The organism is Mesorhizobium wenxiniae, assembly GCF_002284535.1.
Lineage (GTDB): Bacteria > Pseudomonadota > Alphaproteobacteria > Rhizobiales > Rhizobiaceae > Mesorhizobium > Mesorhizobium wenxiniae.
The window spans coordinates 88,709-109,436 of the sequence record NZ_NPKH01000041.1 but is presented as its reverse complement, the minus strand read 5'-3'; the positions used below and the strand labels follow the sequence as shown (position 1 = coordinate 109,436).

Sequence of the window (20,728 nt, the reverse complement as noted above, 5' to 3'; positions counted from 1 at the left end):
AAAATTCGATGACAGAAGACCAATTAGACCGCATCGACAGGAACATCCTGTCGGCGCTGGGCAGCAATGGCCGGCTTTCCATGTCGGAACTCGCGGTCAAGGTCGGCCTGTCGAAGACGCCGGTGCAGGCGCGGGTCAAGCGGCTGGAGAAGGACGGCATCATCCGCGGCTACCAGGCGATCATCGCCCGTGAGCGCATGGGCGAAGGCCATGTCGCCTTCGTCCAGGTGAAATTGTCCGACACCCGCTCGGCCGCGCTCGACGCCTTCAACCGCGCCGTGCAGGCGGTGCCGGAGATCGAGCAATGCCACATGATGGCGTCGAGCTTCGATTACCTCCTGAAAGTCCGCACCACCGACATCGCCACCTATCGCCGCGTGCTCGGCGAGCGCATCTCCGCCCTGCCCCACGTCGCCCAGACTTCGACCTTTGTGGCGATGGAGACGGTCAAGGATCGGTAGTAGAGCGCTGCTGCGGTGAACGTCGGCGGGACAGCGCCCCCTTTGTCCTGCCGGACATCTCCCAGAACGACGGCTTCGACGACAGCGGCCTTTTCTTCAACGTTGAAAATTGGCGAAAGCCGAGGGGACAGCCAATCTCCCCCGCGTGGGGCCCTCGTGGGGGGACGTCCGGCAGGACAGAGGGGGCGCGAAGGATCGCTACCGACCGGCCTTTATTCCGAGTCCTTCACTCCGCCAATGTCTTCAAAAACGCCACCAGCGCGGCGCGCTCGCGGTCGGAAAGCTGCAGCGGATGGATCTCGGATATGCCCTCGACACTCGCCGGCGCTGTCGAATAATGCGCCACCACTTCTTCGAGCGACGAGAACTGCCCGGCATGCATGTAGGGGGGACGGGTGGCGGCACCGCGCAGCGACGGCGTCTTGTAGGCGCGGGCGAGTTCCGGTCCGGCCTTGACCATGAAGCGCAGCTCGCCGCAGGCGCTGGCGTCGCCATCGCGAAACGCGCCGAAACAGTTGAACGGGTCGGCCTCGACCTGCGCCACCGCATCTATGCGGCCGCGATCCGCAGGCAGATTTGCAACCGGCGGCACGCCGGTGTTGTGAAAGCTGCCGTCGGTGAAACGCGCCCCGGTGTGGCACGTCACGCAATTGGCCTTGCCGATGAACAGCTTTAGCCCGAGGATTTCCTCGGGCGAAAAAGCAACGTCGCCTTGCGGCAACTGTATACCGGTAGCCAGGGCGGCAGCGAACCGGTCGAAGCGCGTCTGCGGCGGCGCTATCGACCGCTCGAAGGCGGCGATCGCCTTGCCGATATTGGCGAAGACGCGATTGACGCCCTCGGCCTGAGCTTTGGTCATCGTGCTCCACGCCGCCTTCTCGGCATCGCTGCCGAGCGGGCTGGCATTGGCCGGCACAGTCGAAAGGTCGGGCAGCGGCCCGAAGATGCGCTCATAACGCTCGCCGAATCGCGCCTTGATATAATGCGCGTAGGCGGCGCGATTGCCGGCCTGCTCCAGCGGATTCTCCAGCGGCGCCAGCGCTTGCGACCAAAGGCTGTCGCGCCGCCCGTCCCAGAAGAAGAATGGGTCATGCGCGACGCCGGCCAGCGGCATGGTGCGCCGGTTGGTGCGGCCGACGCCGACCGCTTGCGGCAGGTCGTCCTGGAATTGCCGGTCGATCTTGTGGCAGGTCGAGCAGGAAACCTTGCCGTCGCCGCTCATCCCGACGTCGAAAAACAGCGTCGCGCCGAGGCCGGCGGCGGCCGGCACGTCGGCGAAGCGGTTGGTGGTGTCGGTTTTCGGCGGCGGTAGCGCCGACAGAGCCAGTGAGGCGATGGTCTTCTTTTCGGCATCGGAAAACTCCGGCTTGCCGCAGCCGGCAAGCACGCCCATCGCCAGCAGCCCGAAAAGACGCGAAAAGCGGTTCATCTTGCTCCAGCGCTCAGAGCAACACATTGAAGACCACCGTATCGGATCCGGCCGCCGCGGAAATGGCGAAATGCAATTGCCACAATCCGCTCATCGTGAATTTCACCCCATCGATGCGATAGCAGCCGTCGCCCAGATAGTCGGTCGCCTGCGGGCTGGTCGGTAGACCGTGCCTGTGCCGCGGCATGCCCCCGGAAATCGTGATCCCGGCGCCCTCCACCGGGGTTCCCGCACCTGTCTTCAGGGTCAGCAGCCAGGATTGCAGCTCGCCTTGCCTGATGACACCCCGCTCCGGCTCGAAACTGGCCACAAACAGCCCGTTCGTCGTCTTCTTCGAGCGGGCGACTTCGGGGCTCGCAAGCCGAGGCGCGGTCAGATAGACGGCAGCGAGAATGCCGGCCAGCAAGGCAGCCAGACCAAGACCTGCCAGAACATAACGCCATAACGATGCCAAACCGTTTCCTCTTCCGGAGATAACGTCTCGCTGGGCAGATTGCGTCCCGCCTTCCGCGTGAGAAAACGCCGTTGGCGCAAAATCCGCCATGGCCAAGCATGGCGCTGCCGCTCGCAAAAAGCTACAGCACCGGGTCTTGGTTTTGTGCATGTCGTTATCCCAAAACCGCTGCGCAAGGTTTGGGCGACATGACCAGGAGAGAGATTCATGACAGGAAACGGCGTCGCCTCGATCGGTGAATGCATGCTCGAACTTTCAGGCCAGGCGGGGCCGAACTGGCGCATGGGTTTTGCCGGCGACACGTTCAATACGCTGTGGGCGCTGCATGCGCTGAGCGGCGATCGGCCGGCGACCTATGTGTCGGCCTTCGGCGACGACCCGTTCTCGCGCGACCAGATCGGTTTCTTCGCGCAAAACGGCATCGGCGTCGGCGCCAGCCCGATCATATCAGGCGCCCGGCCCGGCCTCTATGCGATCACGCTGACCGGAGCCGAACGCTCCTTCACCTACTGGCGCGGCGATGCGGCTGCAAGGCAGCTTGCCTCCGACCTGGCTGCTTTGGCGAAAAGCCTTGAAAATCAGGCGCTTGTTTACTTTTCCGGAATCACTTTGGCAATTCTGGATGGCGCTGCGCGCAAGACATTGCTGGCAGCGGTGGCCAAGGCACGCGCCGCCGGCTCGCTTGTCGCCTTCGATCCCAACTACCGGCCGCGGTTATGGCGCCGGCGCGAGGAAGCGCAGGCCGCGATACTCGATGCGCTCGCAGTCACCGACCTAGCGCTACCGACCTTTCCCGACGAGCAGATGCTGTTCGGCGACGCGGCGCCGCAGGCAACCGCGGAACGGCTGCGAAAGCTGGTCGGCGAAGTCGTCGTCAAGAACGGCGAGGAGCCGGCGCTGATCGCCGCAAACGGAACCCTGCAACCCGTTCCGGCCGTGCATGTCGCCGTCCCCGTCGACACGACCGGCGCTGGCGATTCCTTCAATGGCGCCTATCTCGCCGCCCGGCTCGCCGGGCACGCTCCGACTGAGGCCGTGCTGCGCGCGCATCGCGTCGCCGCGGCCGTCGTGCAGGTGCGCGGCGCGCTGGCGCCATTCGAAACGTTAAGGGCGGCGTTCGAAGATTAATGCATGTCGCGCAAAAGTGCGCAGCGGTTTTGCGATGACGACATGCATAAAACAAGAGCTTAAGGCGCGTTGCATGAATCCATTCAAACGCGACGCGCTTTAGGGTCAAAACGCAATCGGACTGGCTGCCGCCAATGGGCGACAACCTTGCAGCCCAAGGCGGTCGCTATCCGCGCTTTTCGATGACGCCATATAGGACGTTGCGGTTCTCGCCAAAGAACACCTGCGCCTCGACGGTGTTGCGGTCGACGCTGGCGTTGATGATGTTCCACATATCGGCCTCCGACCGCAGCAGCAACACCCAGTTCATGAACGTCTCCCGGTAGCCGGCGTCAGGGTTGCCCTCTGCGTAGTTCGCGAAGAGGAATGTCCCGTTCGGCTTCAACATCTGCAGGCAGGTTTTCGTGAGCTTCACGGCGACGTTGTGCGCAAGGTAGTCGTAAAGGCCAGAGGCGTAGATGAAGTCGAACTTGCCAAGCTTGTGGCCCCGCGTGAGCATGGTTCGTACCGAACCGTCGATCGCCTCTACCGCGGTGCCCTGGAAGTCGCGCGTGATCAATCCAACGCTCTGAGGATCCTGATCGAGCGCAACCCAGCGCTTGAGACGGCCCTCCCGTAAGGCGGTCGAGCGATTGGCCTCCCTTAAATGGCCGGCCGCGATCGCCAGGATCTCGGCCTCCGGTCCATTCTTGGTCGCAATCTCATCGACATATCGGGTTAAAAGATCGCGTCGTTCCCGTGCCGCGATGCACGATGGGACATCCTTGGTATGGCTATAGAGCGCCTTGCCGATTTCCGAGGCGTTTGCCACGCTCTCGGCCACGTGCGGGTCACAATAGATATAGTCGAGCAACTGCGCGTCGCCAGAATAACCTCTGGGCTTGTCATGGGACCACCGCGTGAGCGGATCCTCAAGAAAGTACTCCAGGACCGGGTGGTTCTGCACCACCGGTATCAATGCTTGCCAAACGTCTGGATGAACCTTGGAACGGGTTGCTTCGAGATGCGCCATCAGACGACGAATGATCTCCGCGGGATCCTTTCGTTGCTCGATTTGCTGGTGTGTCGTGTGGAGAATGAGCGCAAGCTCTACGCGAGCAGTTTCGAACGCTTCGCTATGGGGCCCGAGCTTTCCTCGAGGGAGACTGGCGGCGATCATCTCGGCAGTGATCAGACTTTTGCCATCAAGGATGGTTGCCACCACATAACCCCATAGTTACAATTAGCTAGATATTATTTAGATATTGCGTAAAATTTTACCTTTGCCAAGCCACATCCCCGGCATTTTAGCGGTGTCGTTAATTTCCCGCCAACCATGCTGGTTCTTTGGACGCCTTGTGGGTGGGATTCCGGATACGAGTTAACGAAAACCTATTTGCGCGACTGCATATTGATTGCGAGGCGCCGCAATCGCTGTCGCGCCTGAGGAGTCGGCCGGCATTGGGGGCAGAAGCTAGAAATGAGTTCGGAATGCAAAGTCCCGTTCAGATGGGGTTTGTGGTGACGAACGAATGCGCGTCATCTGCATTGGCCGATATAGCCCATGCGGAACCGTTCGAACCACGCTACGAGCCGCGGTCCGACGAGCTCCGCCACCTCTACCGAGAGGAAGGCCAAGCGAAGCGAAGAATGGACGCCAGGCCAGGGCTTTGGATCGCTGTTGCCATCTATCTGCTGTTTTCGGCAACGGATCTGCTGCTGATTCCGGATGTGGCACTCTATACGATCATGGCACGCTTCGCGGTCGGAGTGACTGCACTCCTGATCTTGGAGGCACAACTTCGCCGGGGCGTCGGAACGGAATGGATTGACGTCACTTGCGCCGGAGCCATCATCTTTGGCTATGTTGGCTGGCTGTGCCCAGCGGTCATGGGTGCAGACAAGGAAAGCGTCTCTTATTACATGGTGTTCGGCACCATCTTCATGATGAGCGCCAATCTCTTCTTCACGTTTAAGTTCAGCCTGTCTATTGTAACGTCTGCAATAATTTTAGTAATATTGTATGCCGTAAACTACTTTGTGCCTTCCACATTGATGTACAAACTGGTTTTTGGAACTTTTTACATTTCATGCTTCACATTTACGTCTTACGTTAACTGGAAGCTGAACGAGGAGCGCTACAACGTCTTCCTGAATGCCCTCGAAGCCAAAATCCAGCACAAGGAAGCCACCGAGCGCGGACAGGCGCTGTTGAATCTGTCGAGAACCGATCCGCTTACGGGTCTGGAGAATCGGCGGGCGATTGATGAGAAGCTGCGGGACTACTGGAGCGACTGGCAAAGGTCTGGCAGCAGTTTTGTGGCGATCCTCATCGACGTGGACTTCTTCAAAAGGTTCAATGACTATTACGGACATCAAGAAGGCGACCGCTGCCTGATTCTCGTCGCCAATGCCCTTGCCGAAATGATTAAGCAGCACAATGGCTCAATCGGCCGTTATGGCGGTGAGGAATTCATTGTTCTGGCTCGCATGGAGAAAAGAGAACAGGTCGCAGATATTGCCGAAGCCATTCGAAGCACGGTGGAGAACCTCGCGCTTCCCCACGAGCAGCGCAGAGACGGTATCTCGGTTGTGACGGTGAGCGTTGGTGCTGCATTCACCAGGCCGCAGACTGGCGCCAAGCTGGAAAAAATCATCCATGAGGCCGATCGCGCACTCTATCTGGCAAAAGCAGGCGGTCGAAATTGTACCTGGCTGTTCGATCCAAACGATCCCCAGAGCAGCGACGAGAGCGAGAATATTGCGGCTTTGCTGAAGATCGCGATCGGCCAGGATCTCGTTTCACTCGTCTATCAGCCTATCCAGAATGTCACGTCCGGCCGAGTTGAAGCCGTCGAGGCTCTGATGCGCCTCAAAATGCTGGACGGTACATCGGTTCCGCCGAGCTTGTTCATTCCCGTCGCGGAACGAACTGGCGCGGTCCTGGCGCTTGGGCGCTGGGCAATAAGGACAGTGTGCACTGAGCTTCTGGCGGACGATCACGTCCGTGTCGTCAGCGTCAACGTCTCTCCGATTCAGCTCAAGACGCCCGGCTTCGCAACCTCTGTTGCGGCCATTCTGAGCGAGACTGGCGTAGCCGGCAGCAGGCTGGCCCTCGAAATCACCGAAGGGCTGGAGATGGAGATGCACTCCGACGTTCTCCGCTGCATCAGCGACCTGAAGCTGCTAGGGATCAGGATATGGCTCGATGACTTCGGGACGGGCTTCGCCGGCCTCTCATGGCTTCGTCTAATCGATTTCGATACGGTGAAGATCGACCGCTCGTTTCTGCATGACTGCGGCACCCCGAGGGGCAAGGCGATGCTGCAAGACATTATTGCCCTGGTCCGAAATCGCGGCCATAAAATCCTGGTCGAAGGGGTCGAAACCGACGAGCAGATGGCCATTGTACGCGAATTTGACATAGATAAAATCCAGGGCTTCCACGTCGGCCGCCCTGCTCCCGCCGCCAGTTTCCGGGCGAGACCAGTCACCTACAAACGCCAATTTTCGGTCGTCAAGTCCGCATAAATAGCGGCGGAGCGATCTGCGCTCCTGCAAGTCGCCCCGCGCTCCCTCTGCAATAGTCCAGCGGCTTTGTCTTAGCCGACCGACCGTCGCCGCCGTCGATCTCCACCGGACCAGGCCGGGCTCATTGCTTCGTGCTCGCCTCCCGGAACGCCGCCTCTCCGGCGTCCGACACCTCGGCCCACTTCTTGTCGGCCGCTGGATCCGCGGCGTAGCTGTCATGCCAGTTCCACCACTTGTAGGTCGGGGTCTGGGGATAGCCCTCGGGCGAGTCCTCCCAGACCTCCTGCCGGCCAAGCGGGGTGATGTCGAGATAATTCCAGGTGCTCCCCATCTGCTCGTCGCCGCGGTTGTTGATGAAGTAGGTGCGGAACACGCGATCGCCGTCGCGGATGAACACGTTGTGGCCGTGCCACTCGTCCACGCCGAAGTCGGCGTCGAAGCTGTCGGTGAGCGTGTACCACGGCATCTCCCAGCCCATCCGCGCCTTCAGCCGCGCGATATCAGCCTGAGGCGCACGCGAGACGAACACAAGTGTGGTGTCACGGGCGTTCAGGTGGGCGACGTCGGCGACCTGGTCGGCTACCAGGGAGCAGCCGCGGCAGGCGTGGTCGGGCCAGCCGAACACTCCCGGCTCGAAGAAGGCGCGGTAGACGATCAGCTGACGCCGGCCGTCGAACAGGTCGAGCAGGCTGGCCTTTCCGTCAGGCCCCTCAAACGCATACGTCTTCTCCACGGCCATCCACGGCATCCGCCGCCGCTCGGCGGCCAGCGCGTCACGGGCGCGGGTCTGGGCCTTTTCCTTCACGAGCAGCCGCTCGCGAGCCGCCTCCCACGCCTCAGGCGACACCACCGGTGGTGTGCGCGTGGCAGGCTGTCCGCTTTTCCGTCCGCTCTCGGCTGATGAAGTCATGGCTTGATACCTCCTGATTTGGGCGAATTCCCGCGCCTCATGGCTGAAGCGCGGTTCCATTCGCTACTCATCGCTCGTTGGCGTGAGATAGTTTGGCACCGGAGAGCAAACAGTGGGAGTAACAAGTGTGGCGCTATTCCGATGGAAACGCCGATTACAGCCGCGGCGGGTGCGCCCAAGCGCGTGATCCTTTGGCGCTTTTAAATCGCGTGCGTTGCCCGACGACGCTCCTCCGCTCGCGCTTCAGGGTATCGCGATGGTACACCACGGCCGCTTTCCGGGGCAGTGAACGCCCAGGTCCGCATGGGTCAATGCGTTCAATCTTCGAACAGGAATGTTGCGCCACCTCCGGACCTTTGCAAGCGATGCCGCGAAGGTCGCGTCTCGCGCATCGCGCTGCGCATCGGTATCGACCTGGGTAACGTGATTGTCGGGGGCAGTGATCTCCATGACGACAGGCGTGGCGAGAGCAGGAGGCCGCGGCGATGGAAGATCGGGACAACCGGTTGCGGAGCGGCTAGATTAATTCCGAGCCTGCGCGGAGAAAGCATCGCAGACGGCCAGGCCTACAGCGGCAAACCCGCCTTGATATAGCCGTCAACGAAATGCTGCCGGTCCTTTTCGCGTCTAAAAGGCTGCGTAGCTGCCCAACGAGATGCGAGGAAGCCGGGATTTATCTCAAGGAACCGACAGGCTTCCTCGTGAGCATCGGTGAGCTGACCGAGCTGCGCCAAGCTCGCTGCAAGGATGCGCTTTGCCGGTAGCCGGCCAACCTCCTCCTTGCGGAGAACCCTGACCGCCTGGGTATAATGGCCGGCGGCATAGTACGCGAAGCCGAGGTCCCAGTAGTACCAACCCGGCGGATAGGGGTTGAGGCGGAGAGCATGCTCGGCCAGTTCGATGGCATCGTGGGGCTGACCTTGCAGGACCCTCAAGCCCGCCATGTTCACCAGAGTGTCGGCATGGTTCGGGTTGATCCGCAGCGATGGTGAGCGAGCCTGCGAACCGATAGCCCACCCGCGGAAAAGTTGCGATCCACTCTTCCCCGTCGGGCGAGACCCGCAGCCGCCTGCGAAGGGCGGCGATCTGGACCGTCAGATTGCTTTCTTCCACGTTGGTATTTGGCCAGGCAGCGTCCATCAAAGCCGCCTTGGGCACCACTTGACCGCGCGCCTCCACCAAGGCCTGCAGCAGCGCGAGGGGTTTGCTTCCAATCGCAACAGGCAGGCCGTGCTCGAATAGTGCGCTGCTGTCAGCATCGAGCATAAAGGGACCGAATGTGAAGCGCTGAGGCGCCATGGCCTATCATACGACCTTCGGAAAAATTTTGGGATCAATTCGGAGCTTCTTCAGGATTGGCGCCGCGAAATCGCCCATGCTCTCCACCTCGGACCAACCTGAACGAAATCGGTCCGTAGCTAGCAAAGCACCAAGGGAGTTAATGATATGGCGAAACTAACATTGGCGATGGGTGTGCTGGCCGGCGTGACCGCGCTTTGCGGCGTTGCCGTAGCCGATTCCTCAGGTCCTACATACATCGGGGATCGGGCGGCGGACCCCGAGGACGAGACGTTCGCCTATTTGGTGAAGACTAAAAGCGATCGCCCGATCGCTTTCATCGGTCCAGCCCGCAACATCGGTCCCGTCACGGGCGACGCCGAGAGGGACACGATCGCGTACCGGCCGCTGCTCGGCGTGCAGAGAGATGGGCTTTGGTCATTCGTGCTCGTGCGCGAGTGGTGAGGTTCTGACGCGGTGAGGCCTGTGGAGTGCGACGCCGGTCGGGATCAGGTCGCCATCAACCGGAAGATAGGCGCCGGCGTTCAGCATCAGCCGGTGGTCGAGGATATCGCCAGCGCCGCCGTCATCCAGGTTGAAATAGGAATGCTGGGTGAGGTTGCACAGCGTCGGCTCCTCGCAGGTGGCGGTCAACTCGACGCTGAGCGTGCCGGGGATTTTCAACCTATAGGTGCAGGTCACGTCGAGCGCCCTGGGAAAGCCCATCGTGCCGTCGTGTCTCGATCCCAAAGAACACGTGGCCGACTGGCATGCCTGGCTGTGGGCTGGTCGACGAGGTGAGCGCTGGAGAATTCAGGTACGGGCCCTACTACCTAGGCTTGTGACAAAGTTGATCGAGCGCGTCTCGAAGCGCAGTGGCGGCTTGGTCACGCTCGTCAGCAGACATCAGCTCGGGCTCAGCTTCTAGTCTGAGATGCGGCAGTTCGGTTCGAACGGAGCGATGGGCAGCGACAAGATTGGCCTTCAGATCGATGACGCGATAGGTGGCGACCGGATAGGCGATCCCCTTGACGTGGATGTGCCCCAGTTCGTCGCAGTCGATCATGTCCCTCACTTGCGCAAACGTCTCATAAGAAATGAGCACCGTCCCTGGCTGCGCCTCCTGCTCGAGACGTGAGGCGAGATTCACAGCGCCGCCGATTATCGTGTAATCCATCCGGTCCTCGCTGCCGAAGTTGCCGACAGTGCAGTAGTCGGTGTGGATGCCGATGCGGCAGCGCAGCGGTGTTTCAATTCCAATGTCGCGCCAGATTTCGGCAAGTTCGCTCATCCGCTTCTGCATGGCGAGAGCCATCTGCACGCAGGCGAACGCGTCCTCCTTGACGCCGCGAGTCTCCGGATCGCCGAAAAACATCAGGATCGCGTCACCGACATACTTGTCGATCGTCGCGCCGTGATCCGAAGCAATTTTCGACATTTCCGTCAGATAGTGATTGAGGAGCTGGGTGAGAACTTCGGACTCCATTTTGTCAGTGGTCTCGGTAAAGCCGGCGATATCCGAGAAGCATATCGTCAGCTTCTTCCGCTGGCTGGCGATCCTGACGTCCTGACGGCCAGTGAATATCGAGTTGTAGACCTGCGGCGCAAGGTACTTCGCCAGCTTGCTGGAAAGCGCCTCGAGAGCCGCGGATTTCTCGGCGAGGTTCTCCTCCCGTTGCTTCAGCTCGGTGATGTCCGAGTAGACCGCGACTGTGCCGCCGCCGGTGATCCGCCGCTCGCTAATCATAATCCATCGCCCGTCGCCTCGCCGCTGCAGCCACGGTTCGCCAGGGTTGCGGTGCCGGGAGAGGCGCTCGGCGACCCATTCCTCTAACCGTCCCTCAGCATCCCTGATATAGCCGCGCTCAGCGGATCGGCGAATGATGTACTCGAAGGCCGTGCCGGGCGTCAGTTCGATCGCAAGGTCGCTGTAGAGCAGTTCGCGGTAGCGGCTATTGCTAAGGGCGAGCCGGTCCTCCGCGTCGTAGAGAGCGAATCCCTCGGAGATGCTTTCGATGGCATCAATGAGCCGCTGACGCGCTTCGGCGACCTCGCGCAGGTTCTTCTCCTCCACCTCGACTGCGGTATCCCGGAAGAGCCTGAGCGCCTCGGCCATGCGGCCGATTTCGTCGTGGCCCGCGGCAGGCAATGGCGCACGAAGATCGCCGCCGGCGATCGCGAGCATGCTTTGGCTCAACCCTCCCAGCCGCGCGAGGAGGCTACGGTCGACATAGAGCCACACAAACAGAACGGAACTCAAGAGGCTGAGAACGGCGGAGCCAAGGACAACTCCGGTCCCGTAGCGCTGGACGACCGCGGCTTCGAGACCGGACGCCGCGATCTCGCGGTCTGCCGCGGCGACCAGGCGATCGACGGCAGCGGTAAGACTGCGCGACAGCTGATGGTTTTCGGCCAGAAGCTTTTCGCCCTGCGCAAGGACGGCGAACTCGTCCTGCCGCGTCTTCGGGATGCTGTTTCCACCGTCGATCAATGCCTTGAACTCGTTGACCCGCTGCTGGAAACGGGTTCGCAGCCTCTCGTCGATCTCGTCGGAAATCGTATCTAGAACGGCGAACGACCGGCGCAGCGGAAACATGATCAACGCCAGATCGCCTGGCGTAGGCGCGTCCGCCGTGTTGACCAGCGCGTCATTGACCGCCGAGATCTGCTGCTGCGCCTTCTGCTGCGGGATGTAGGCCGCGATCGCTTGAACCAGGTTGGCCGTCGCCTCCGTGCCTCGGTCCGACGCAAGCGACGTGCCGGCTGTGACCGCCCGCCATTGCTGGAGTTTGGAATTCATCACGAGCATACCGGGCGCTACAAGGCGCTGGCTTGCATTTGTGTAGCCGATAGGCGGCGTAACAGTTCCTCTTTGTGCGCCACCACGGAGAGGCGGGCGGCGACAAGGTCATCGAGGGCATTGAGATTGCGGCGCAGACCAAGCACCGCAGCCTCGATCTCAGCCACCACCGCCGCGCCAGGCTTGGCGCCTTTGAGAGCGGCAAGCAGTTCCTCTAGGCGCGTCATCTCGGCCGCGATCGCAGCCGACACCTCGTTATGCTGAGCCTTGCTGGTCGAAGCAAGTACGGCGGGCGCAGTGGCGGCGACCCGCTCGGCCTGCCGCGACAGCTGGAGGGATGCGAGCGCCGATGGCACTCGGTCCTTAGTGATGCGGTCGAGAACCTCCCCCACCTCGAGAAAGGCATAAAGAGCGGCTGCTGTCGCGAGCACCGCGAAGGTGCTGATACCGAAAAAAGCGAGCAACAGGCGGCCGCGTATGCCGAGACGCTTAAGCATCGCGGCGACGCGTTGATTCAGCTGGCGCGGCCAATAAGATCTGCACAGATTGGCTCAATGCGATCCGCCAGCTCGGTGGTCCGTTACTCCAACGGCACGTATTCGCCGCCCTTCCAAACATACCATACCCAACTCTGAACAGTGAGGTCGCCCTTGTCATCAAAGTCCATACGGCCCAGCACAGTATCAAATTGATTGCTCCGCAGCGACGCAATCACGGCTTGGAGTTCTAATGAGCCTGCCTTCTCGACCGCCTGCGCCCAAGTCTGGGCGGCACCGTAACTATGCAGCGTCCAGGAATCGGGTTCGAAGTTCTCGGCACGGAATCGTTCGACGACTTGCGCCGCTTCGGCATTTCGACGTGGGTCGGGGACAAAGGTGAAGAGCGTGCCCTCGGCGGCAGGGCCGGCAATGAGCCCAAACGCTTCGGTCGCCGTATCGTCACCCGAGATCAGCTGAAGCGAGTAGCCCCGGTCGCGCGCCGCACGGACCATAAGCGCAGCCTCGGTATGATACCCTCCCATATAAAGCACGGCGATATCCGCCCCCTGTAGCCTACTGATCTCGGCCGAGTAGTCGTCTTTCCCGGGAGCGTAGCCATCATAGATTGTTTCGGTCACGCCCCGCTTGTTCAACTGCTTTCTTGTCTCATCGGCGAGACCCTTCCCATAGGTCGTGTTGTCGTGAAGGATCGCGATCTTCTTGTCGCTCCAATGATCGGCCAAGTAGTTGCCGGCCTCGAAGCCCTGCGCATCGTCGCGACTGCAGACGCGGAAAACGTTGGCGCGACCTTGCTCGGTCAACATCGGATTGGTCGAGGATGGCGAAATCTGCAGAATTCCCGCCGCCTCGTACACCTTCGAAGCTGGGATCGAGGCTCCAGAGCAGTAGTGTCCGACGACGAACACTACACCGTCAGCCACCAGCTTTTGGGCAGCAGCCACTGCTTGCTCGGGATCGCAGAAATCGTCGACCGTGATGAGCCGCACCTGTTGGCCTAGAACGCCGTCCGCTGCATTGATGTCGGCCACAGCTACCTCTGCGCCGCGCTTCAATTGCGTGCCAGTCCACTCAAGCTTTCCGGTCATCGGGCCTGCGACCCCGATCAGCACCTCCGCCTGCGCAGGACAGTTAAGCGCGACCGCGAGCGCCACAAAAGCCACTGTGATGATACGGTGCATGGATGACACCCCAAGCGAGTAGTTTACGCCAATCCCGTCAACGCCGACAGTCCTTTCCGCGAGCGTAGATATCTTGGCTGGTCATACAGCGCACTCGTCTCGTCGTTGATTAGGCTTCTACCGGGATTTGCCATATCCCTGCGCGGGTTAGTTGATGGCTAGAGCGCTCGCGCTTGCCGAGTTCTCAACAAATTGGGCGCTAAGTGGTTGTTGCCATCGGGTGCTACAAATTGATTGTCCCTTTTGCAGACGTTCCGGCCCGACCTACGAAGGTCGCTTTCGGGTCAACTTGCCTCGTCCCGGCCATCGGCTTCAAATGTTCGAGAAGGGTCCGAACTCGATCGCTGACAGTGATTGGGTTCCGATCCGAGAGCGTCGCCCGTCCAATCGGAACGCAAACGACGGCCTTTGAACTTGCGCACGATCCTGTCCGAACCGGAGGTAGCGCAGCAAGGACCGGTACCACCCGACTTCCGTGTCAGGCGCCAGGCAGTCGGAACCGGTATTCCGTGACATGGTGGTAGATCTGGCCCGGCCATAGCGTGGCCTGCGGGAAATACGGCCGGTTCGGCGCGTCCGGCCAGACCTGCGGCTCCAGGCAAAAGCCCGAAAAAGCCTTGTAACGACGTCCTTCGAGCCCCGGCGAAGGTGGCGCCAGATACTGGCCGGTGTAGAGCTGAACGCCCGGCTCGGTGGTCCAGAGCTCCATCTCGACGCCGGAATTTGCGCCTTGCGCCCATGATGCCAGCTTGAGCGGCCCACGCGTCGAGGCCAGGCAGAAATTCTGGTCGTAGGCGAGCTGCTTGCCCTCGCTCTCCATGCGCAGCGGCCGCGCCTGGCGGAAATCGAACGGCGTGCCATCGACCGGCTTCACGACGCCGGTCGGGATCAGGTCGCCATCGACCGGAAGATAGGCGCCGGCGTTCAGCATCAGCCGGTGGTCGAGGATATCGCCGGCGCCGCCGTCATCCAGGTTGAAATAGGAATGCTGCGTGAGGTTGCACAGCGTCGGCTCCTCGCAGGTGGCGGTCATCTCGACGCTGAGCGTGCCGGGGATTTTCAACCTGTAGGTGCAGGTCACGTCGAGCGCGCCGGGAAAGCCCATCGTGCCGTCGGGATCATGCAGCGTCAGCGTGACAAAATCCCTGCCATGCAACGAAACCTCCCATGGCCGGTGGGAAAAACCTTGCGAGCCGCCATGCAGCGTGTGCTTGTCGAGGAAGTTGCGCTCGGTCTGGTAACGCTGGCCGGCGATAGTGAAGCGGCCATCGCGGATGCGGTTGGCGTAGCGTCCGACGACGGCGCCGAAGAAGGCCGTATCCGTTTCATAAGATTCGAAATTGCCATAGCCGAGCACCAGCGGCGCATCGTGCCCGGCCAGGCGGAGATCCTGGATGATGGCGCCCAGCCCGATGATGTTGGCGGTGAGGCCGCCGCCGCGGATGGTGAAGCGGCGGACGGCGTCGCCCGCCTGCGTCGTGCCAAAAACCTCGCCGTCCTTCATCGCCATGTCCGAAACGCCAGTTGGTTGATCGATCCCGGCTGGCCGCTTGGACCGGCTTGGGTCTGTTGATAGTCGACAGGCCCAAGCCGATCAGAGGCCGAGGCCGCCGATGCAGACATATTTGGTGTCGAGATAGTCCTCGATGCCCTGATGTCCGCCTTCCTTGCCGAGGCCCGATTCCTTGACGCCGCCGAACGGCGCCTCAGGTGTGGTGATGAGGCCTTCATTGACGCCGACCATGCCGTATTTCAGCCCTTCCATGACCCGGAAGGCGCGGCCGAGATCGCCGGTGTAGAAATAGCAGGCGAGGCCGAATTCGGTGTCGTTGGCGAGTGCTACGGCTTCCTCTTCGGTTTCGAACTTGAACACCGGCGCGACCGGGCCAAAAATCTCTTCCTTCATGAAGCGCATCTTCGGCGTCGCATCGGCGATCACCGTCGGCTGGAAGAACGAACCGCCGAGCGCGTGACGCTTGCCGCCGGCGACGACCTTGCCGCCCTTGGCGGTGGCGTCGGCGATCAGTTCCTCAACCTTTTCCACTGCCTTCTCGTCGATCAGCGGCCCCTGCTGCACGCCATCATCGAGGCCGGAGCCGACCTTCAGCTCGTTGCTGGCGGCGGCGAGCTTTTCGACGAACTTGTCGTAGACGCCGGCCTGAACCAGGAAGCGGTTGGTACAGACGCAGGTCTGGCCGGAATTGCGGTATTTGGCGGTGATGGCGCCGGCGACGGCACGCTCGATGTCGGCGTCGTCGAAGACGAGGAACGGGGCGTTGCCGCCGAGCTCCATCGACACTTTCTTGACGGTGACGGACGACTTCTGGATCAGGATCTTGCCGACCTCGGTCGAGCCGGTGAAGGTGATCTTCTTGACCAGCGGGTTGGCGCAGATCTCGTCGCCGATCTCGCCGGCAGCACCCGTCAGGATGTTGATGACGCCTTTGGGGAAGCCGACTTCCTCGGCGAGTGCGCCCCAGGCGAGGCCGGAATAAGGCGTCTGCGACGCCGGTTTGACGACCGCGGTGCAGCCGGCGGCAAGCGCCGGGCCGAGTTTGCGGGCCAGCATCGAGGACGGGAAATTCCACGGCGTGATGGCGGCGATGACGCCGACCGGCTCCTTGGTCACCAGGATGCGGCGATCCGCCCAGGGCGACGGCACGACATCGCCATAGGTGCGGCGGCCTTCTTCGGCGAACCACAGGATGTAGGACGCCGCCGAACCGATCTCGCCCTTCGATTCGAACAGCGACTTGCCCTGTTCGATGGTCAGCAGCTCGGCCAGCACATCCTGATTGTCCATCATCGCGTCATGCAGCTTACGCAACAACTTCGAACGCTCGAGCGCGGTGGTCTTGCGCCATGTCTGGAACGCGGCGTCGGCGGCTTCGATGGCGCGGCGCGTCTCGACCTTGCCCGACTTCGGCACGGTGCCGATCTTGAGGCCGGTGGCCGGATTATTGACGTCGACCGTCTGGCCGCTGTCGGCCTGCACCCACTCGCCATTGATGAGATTGGCCTGGCGCATGAAATGGCTGGTTTTCTGAAGCATGGTCTAGCCTCCGTTCGGCGCGCTGACGGGCCGCTATCTGGATTTCTTTGGTGGGCGTGCGCAATGGCATCGATGCCGGCACGTCCTGGAGCCACTGCTCTTTACCTAGGGCAAGCCCCGCAATCAATCGCAAGATGGCATATAGGGTTTGGGCCAGCCAAGGCGAGGCCAAGTTGCGCTTCTGATGTTGCTTGAGGGTGTGTTGAGGTTCAGGTCAGGCCGCGCCGAGAAGGGTGCGTTCCGAGAATCGGAACGGAGCGTAACGTTTGGGTAAATGAGTACCGGAAGTACCAGGCCGTTCGCCGGCATTACTATGTATCGACATGCCTATCCAAACACGTGGACCACCACCGTCAGCCAAAAAGCCGTGGTGACGACCGCACAGGCGGTGGCGATGGTTATCTGGTTCGATGCCAGTGCCTGGCCGGTGTTGAACTGCGTGGCGATCAGGTAGGAATTGACCCCGGATGGCAGCGCGGCGGCCACGACTGCCACCTTCGCTGACAGTGGCGGCAGGCCGAACAGCCAGACCAGGCCGAGCGCGACGGCCGGCATCAGCATCAGCTTCAGCGCCGACAGCGCCAGCGCCGGCCGCACATTGCCGGAGATGCCGAAACGGCACAGGCCAAGCCCCATGGCAAACAGCGCGACCGGTCCGGCGATGTTGGCCAGCGCATCGACCAGCCGGACGGCCAGCGCCGGCAGTGGCAGGCCAGTGATACGCCATACCCATCCGGCCAGGATGCCGATGATCAGCGGATTGGAGAGCAGCTTTCGAAAGAAGCGCCGGATGATGCGCAGCGGATGCACATGCTCGTCACCGCGGCCAAAGATTTCAAACAGGATGATCGACGCCATGATCATCGTCGGCAGATGCACGGAAATCAGCAGCGACAGCACTTCGAACCCACTTGGCCCGAATGTGCCGAGGACGAACGGGATGCCGAGCAGGACGAGATTGGAAAAAGCCGACGACACGCCGCCAACGACCCCCGCACGCGCGTCGCGCCCGAACACCCGCGTGATGATCAGGTGGCCTGCCGCCCACGTCACTGCGGCGGCCGCGAAATAGGCTCCCCAGAACAACCAGGGCGCGGTGCCATGGAAATCGGCGTTGACCATGGTGCGGAACAGAAGCAGCGGCATCGCCACCCCGACGGCGAATTCGGCGATGGCCTCTCCCGCCTCGGCCTTCAGATAGCCGGTGAGCCCGGCCAGATAGCCGAGCGCGACAAGGCCGAAGACAAAAAGGACGGTTTCGATGAGTGGAGACATTTTTCTCCTGATAGGCGAGCCGGGATTGCAGCGCAATCGTCCCGCCTTGCGAAGCGGTCCGTTCTCGCCAACAACCGGGATTGGTCGTGCCTTGTTTTTCAGCCGGCTTTGCCGTCCCTATATGCGGTCACCGGAACCCACCTCCGGTGACCGGAAAAGGACGCCTGATGCTTCGATCTGTGCTGGCTCTATTGCTGCTCGTCATTCCCGCCGCGGCCCATGCGACCGAAGCCGGCTGGGCGCTGTTGCGCGACGGCGGACATGTCGTGCTGCTTCGCCATGCCATGGTCACAGGCACCACCGATCCGGCGAATTTCGACATCGAGAAATGCGCCACCCAGGTCAATCTCTCGGTGCGCGGCAAGCAGCAGGCGCGCAAGATCGGCGCGCTTTTCGACGCCCGCGCGGCGCCGGTCGAGCGCGTGCTGTCCAGCCGCTATTGCCGCAGCCTCGACACGGCCCGCACGGCTTTCAGAGAAGAGCCCAAACCGTTCGCCCCGCTTGACCTGCTGAAGACCGACGCCAGCGAGAAAGCCGCCCAGCTCGAGGCGATCATGAACGAGATCCGCGCCTATTCCGGCTCCGACAATGTGGTCATGGTCACCCATCTGGAAAACATAATGGCGCTCACCGGCATCTCGCCGCGCGAAGGTGAAGCCGTGATCGTCGAGCCGCAAGGCGACGGCCTGCGCGTGCTCGGCCGAGTCACCTTCTAATCAGCGCTGGAGCCGGTTGAAGCGCATTGGGGTCACGGCTTGCCCTTCAATTTTCTCCGAAGCAATGGCGAAGAAGGGTCGAACCCGGTATTCCGCTTAGGGTACCAGCGCTAGATTTTCACGACTCGCGAACGGCTTTCAGTTGCGAGCGTCGCTGCTGGAGCTGCGTTAGCCAGTCGGAGGCTAATGGTATTTTTAATGGAACGCTAATATACATGGACGCTCGAATGAGCAGCGCCTGCCAAATGCTTGAGGAATGCCATGCGAAGATTAATCTTCACGGCAATGTGTATCGCCACCGCAACAGCCGCTAACGCCCATGATTGGTACGAAGACAGGATTGACCCACAGACGAAATTCAAGTGTTGCGGTGGTTCTGATTGCCGCGCCATACCTCGGTCTTCGGTGCGGTCCAGGATAGATGGTGGTTACACCTATTTGCCGCATAATTTCACCATCCCACGGGACCGTGTACAGGAATCCCCGGACGGCCAATACCACATCTGCGAGAATACATACGTCGTAACTAATCAGCTGTATTGGCGTTGCTTTTTCGCACCTCGTGTCAATGTCTCTCTACTTCTCCCACGTTAAGGTAGATACTGCGCGTCGTAGCCCGGAATCGAAATCGGCAAGGTGCGCAGCTGTGGCAAATTCGGTCGCGCCGCTCGCCTCCCTGAACGGACGTTCCCGTTCGCTACACGGGAAAGCATCCGATAGCGGATCGTCCGGTCCTGTCGCACCTGGCTCGTTCCAGCAACCAATGCGGATGACGGCTAACTGCCCGCCACCTTGCGTTAGATTTTCGCCGCTAGCAGCCACGCATCGATACGGTGCTTCCATCCCTCAATCATGTGCGCGAATGCATCCTCCGTCAGCTCGGACAGATACGATCTTCCTGCCGCGTTCAGGGCAGTGAGCGTGTAGGCAATCGACGCCTCGGTGGCTCCGTCAGCGGTCGGGCGGCAGGCCACTTCGACGAATCCGAAACGCGAATCCGGCGTCACCCGGACATAGCGAACACAATGCGTCAGCGGTTCCCAGCCCGTGCAGGCCCAGAGCGTGGTCTCATCACCGTGGGTGGTCCGGAAGACCATGCCCTGGCGGATCTCCCCGTCTTGTGGATGCAGAAACTCCGGATCCCAGCCGTCCACCCAAAGGGTCTCTCCGATCGGCGTGAACAGCGGAAAGACGCGGTCGATCGGCCCCGAAAGCACGATGCTGTGGCTGCGCTCAAGATGGTTCGTCATCCCCCTCCCCGTCGATTTCCACCAGACGGTGGCTGTCCGCTGCGCCAAGCTCCATTCCGTAGATGCGCTTCAATTGGCCGATTGTTTCCAGGGTCGTCGGGGAAAACGGTGTCTGGCCTTCGAAGGCATGCAGCACGATGCCCTCGATGAGGTCACCCAGGCTCATGTCGCGATGCTCGGCCAAGGCCTTGAGCACCTTCACCAATCGTTTTTCCAGGCGCACCCCGGTCTGCACGCGTTCTATGGTCATAGATTTCCGTACCATGGTACATTGGTACATGCAACGACCAGAGATGGGATGGTTGCGGCATATCGCCGGGAGGGTCTCCAACGGCTCTTTCTTGCGTTTACGAAGTGGGTATCCCATCTGCGCCCGGCGTTCAGGCCTTTTCCTGCCCGGAAAAACCAATTAGACAGCGCGCAAACACATGCGGACAGATTCCGCCCGCAACCGAAGGAAAAGCCCTTGTCCACCACGTTCGCCAAAGTCGCCAAGATCATCGCCGACACCAGTGAGATCGATATCGACACGATCACCCCTGAAAGCCACACTATCGACGATCTCGGCATCGACAGCCTCGACTTCCTCGACATCGTCTTTGCCATCGACAAGGAATTCGGCATCAAGGTGCCGCTGGAAAAGTGGACGCAAGAGGTCAATGACGGCAAGGCCTCGACCGACGATTACTTCGTCATGAAGAACCTGTGCGCCAAGATCGACGCTCTGGTCGCGGCCAAGAACGCCTGAAATGGTTCAGCCCGCGATCTTGATGCGCCTTCAAACCTG

General features: G+C 61.2%; 18 protein-coding genes and 2 pseudogenes. 6 read left to right on the top strand and 14 right to left on the bottom strand.

All coding sequences use genetic code 11. The features are described 5' to 3' along the window. The first annotated feature begins 8 nt into the window (after window positions 1–8). A complete protein-coding gene (locus CIT31_RS32970; protein WP_095522024.1) occupies window positions 9–461 on the top strand; it encodes an Lrp/AsnC family transcriptional regulator in 453 nt (150 codons plus the stop codon). Between the two features lie 226 nt (window positions 462–687). On the opposite strand, the gene CIT31_RS32965 is transcribed toward CIT31_RS32970, so the two are convergent. Continuing rightward, window positions 688–1,890 carry a cytochrome-c peroxidase gene (locus tag CIT31_RS32965; RefSeq protein WP_095521975.1) on the bottom strand — a complete coding sequence of 401 codons (1,203 nt, stop codon included), beginning with the start codon at window positions 1,888–1,890 and terminating at the stop codon, window positions 688–690. Between the two features lie 13 nt (window positions 1,891–1,903). Beyond that, window positions 1,904–2,344, bottom strand: a complete 441-nt coding sequence (locus tag CIT31_RS32960; protein WP_095521974.1) for a FixH family protein — start codon at window positions 2,342–2,344, stop codon at window positions 1,904–1,906. Between the two features lie 207 nt (window positions 2,345–2,551). Here CIT31_RS32960 and CIT31_RS32955 point away from each other — a divergent pair, with 207 nt between their 5' ends. After that, on the top strand, window positions 2,552–3,472 hold the full coding sequence (locus CIT31_RS32955) for a sugar kinase (protein ID WP_095521973.1): 921 nt from the start codon (window positions 2,552–2,554) through the stop codon (window positions 3,470–3,472). 166 nt (window positions 3,473–3,638) lie between these two features. Here CIT31_RS32955 and CIT31_RS32950 read toward each other — a convergent pair whose 3' ends face one another. Next, window positions 3,639–4,673 carry a class I SAM-dependent methyltransferase gene (locus CIT31_RS32950; RefSeq protein WP_065007694.1) on the bottom strand — a complete coding sequence of 345 codons (1,035 nt, stop codon included), beginning with the start codon at window positions 4,671–4,673 and terminating at the stop codon, window positions 3,639–3,641. A gap of 269 nt (window positions 4,674–4,942) precedes the next feature. Between CIT31_RS32950 and CIT31_RS32945 the strand changes: the two genes are divergently transcribed. Continuing rightward, window positions 4,943–6,982: a putative bifunctional diguanylate cyclase/phosphodiesterase gene (locus tag CIT31_RS32945; RefSeq protein WP_425350692.1), complete on the top strand. Its 2,040-nt coding sequence runs from the start codon at window positions 4,943–4,945 to the stop codon at window positions 6,980–6,982. A 121-nt stretch (window positions 6,983–7,103) separates the two neighbouring features. Here CIT31_RS32945 and CIT31_RS32940 read toward each other — a convergent pair whose 3' ends face one another. The 3 genes and pseudogenes from CIT31_RS32940 to CIT31_RS36245 all read right to left on the bottom strand — a co-directional run. Further along, window positions 7,104–7,892, bottom strand: a complete 789-nt coding sequence (locus tag CIT31_RS32940; protein ID WP_095522023.1) for a DUF899 domain-containing protein — start codon at window positions 7,890–7,892, stop codon at window positions 7,104–7,106. A gap of 566 nt (window positions 7,893–8,458) precedes the next feature. Then, complete coding sequence (locus CIT31_RS36250; protein WP_425350693.1) at window positions 8,459–8,842, bottom strand: tetratricopeptide repeat protein; 384 nt, start codon at window positions 8,840–8,842, stop codon at window positions 8,459–8,461. Window positions 8,843–8,954: 112 nt separating this feature from the next. Then, a pseudogene (locus tag CIT31_RS36245) lies at window positions 8,955–9,158 on the bottom strand (winged helix-turn-helix domain-containing protein); the annotation flags it as partial. A 180-nt stretch (window positions 9,159–9,338) separates the two neighbouring features. Between CIT31_RS36245 and CIT31_RS32930 the strand changes: the two are divergent. After that, window positions 9,339–9,635, top strand: a complete 297-nt coding sequence (locus CIT31_RS32930; RefSeq protein ID WP_133116254.1) for a hypothetical protein — start codon at window positions 9,339–9,341, stop codon at window positions 9,633–9,635. Here CIT31_RS32930 and CIT31_RS35815 read toward each other — a convergent pair. The 6 genes and pseudogenes from CIT31_RS35815 to CIT31_RS32900 form a co-directional block, all read right to left on the bottom strand. After that, complete coding sequence (locus CIT31_RS35815) at window positions 9,609–9,983, bottom strand: aldose epimerase family protein (RefSeq protein ID WP_280950425.1); 375 nt, start codon at window positions 9,981–9,983, stop codon at window positions 9,609–9,611. The two genes, CIT31_RS32930 and CIT31_RS35815, sit on opposite strands and share 27 nt — an antisense overlap. Before the next feature lie 16 nt (window positions 9,984–9,999). Next, window positions 10,000–12,467 (bottom strand): annotated as a pseudogene (locus CIT31_RS32920) (adenylate/guanylate cyclase domain-containing protein). Between the two features lie 83 nt (window positions 12,468–12,550). Then, window positions 12,551–13,648 carry a branched-chain amino acid ABC transporter substrate-binding protein gene (locus tag CIT31_RS32915; RefSeq protein ID WP_095521970.1) on the bottom strand — a complete coding sequence of 366 codons (1,098 nt, stop codon included), beginning with the start codon at window positions 13,646–13,648 and terminating at the stop codon, window positions 12,551–12,553. Window positions 13,649–14,126: 478 nt separating this feature from the next. Continuing rightward, complete coding sequence (locus tag CIT31_RS32910) at window positions 14,127–15,158, bottom strand: aldose epimerase family protein (protein WP_095521969.1); 1,032 nt, start codon at window positions 15,156–15,158, stop codon at window positions 14,127–14,129. Between the two features lie 84 nt (window positions 15,159–15,242). Beyond that, complete coding sequence (locus tag CIT31_RS32905; protein ID WP_095521968.1) at window positions 15,243–16,700, bottom strand: NAD-dependent succinate-semialdehyde dehydrogenase; 1,458 nt, start codon at window positions 16,698–16,700, stop codon at window positions 15,243–15,245. Between the two features lie 327 nt (window positions 16,701–17,027). After that, window positions 17,028–17,975, bottom strand: coding sequence for an AEC family transporter (locus CIT31_RS32900; protein ID WP_095521967.1), 948 nt, complete (start codon window positions 17,973–17,975; stop codon window positions 17,028–17,030). Window positions 17,976–18,142: 167 nt separating this feature from the next. Between CIT31_RS32900 and CIT31_RS32895 the strand changes: the two genes are divergently transcribed. Then, a complete protein-coding gene (locus tag CIT31_RS32895) occupies window positions 18,143–18,691 on the top strand; it encodes a histidine phosphatase family protein (protein ID WP_095522022.1) in 549 nt (182 codons plus the stop codon). Between the two features lie 797 nt (window positions 18,692–19,488). On the opposite strand, the gene CIT31_RS32890 is transcribed toward CIT31_RS32895, so the two are convergent. After that, a complete protein-coding gene (locus tag CIT31_RS32890; protein WP_095521966.1) occupies window positions 19,489–19,941 on the bottom strand; it encodes a hypothetical protein in 453 nt (150 codons plus the stop codon). Then, window positions 19,925–20,191 carry a hypothetical protein gene (locus tag CIT31_RS32885; RefSeq protein WP_206072797.1) on the bottom strand — a complete coding sequence of 89 codons (267 nt, stop codon included), beginning with the start codon at window positions 20,189–20,191 and terminating at the stop codon, window positions 19,925–19,927. Before CIT31_RS32885 ends, CIT31_RS32890 begins: the two co-directional genes overlap by 17 nt. 216 nt (window positions 20,192–20,407) lie before the next feature. Between CIT31_RS32885 and CIT31_RS32880 the strand changes: the two genes are divergently transcribed. Next, a complete protein-coding gene (locus tag CIT31_RS32880) occupies window positions 20,408–20,689 on the top strand; it encodes an acyl carrier protein (RefSeq protein ID WP_095486660.1) in 282 nt (93 codons plus the stop codon). Window positions 20,690–20,728 lie beyond the last annotated feature (39 nt).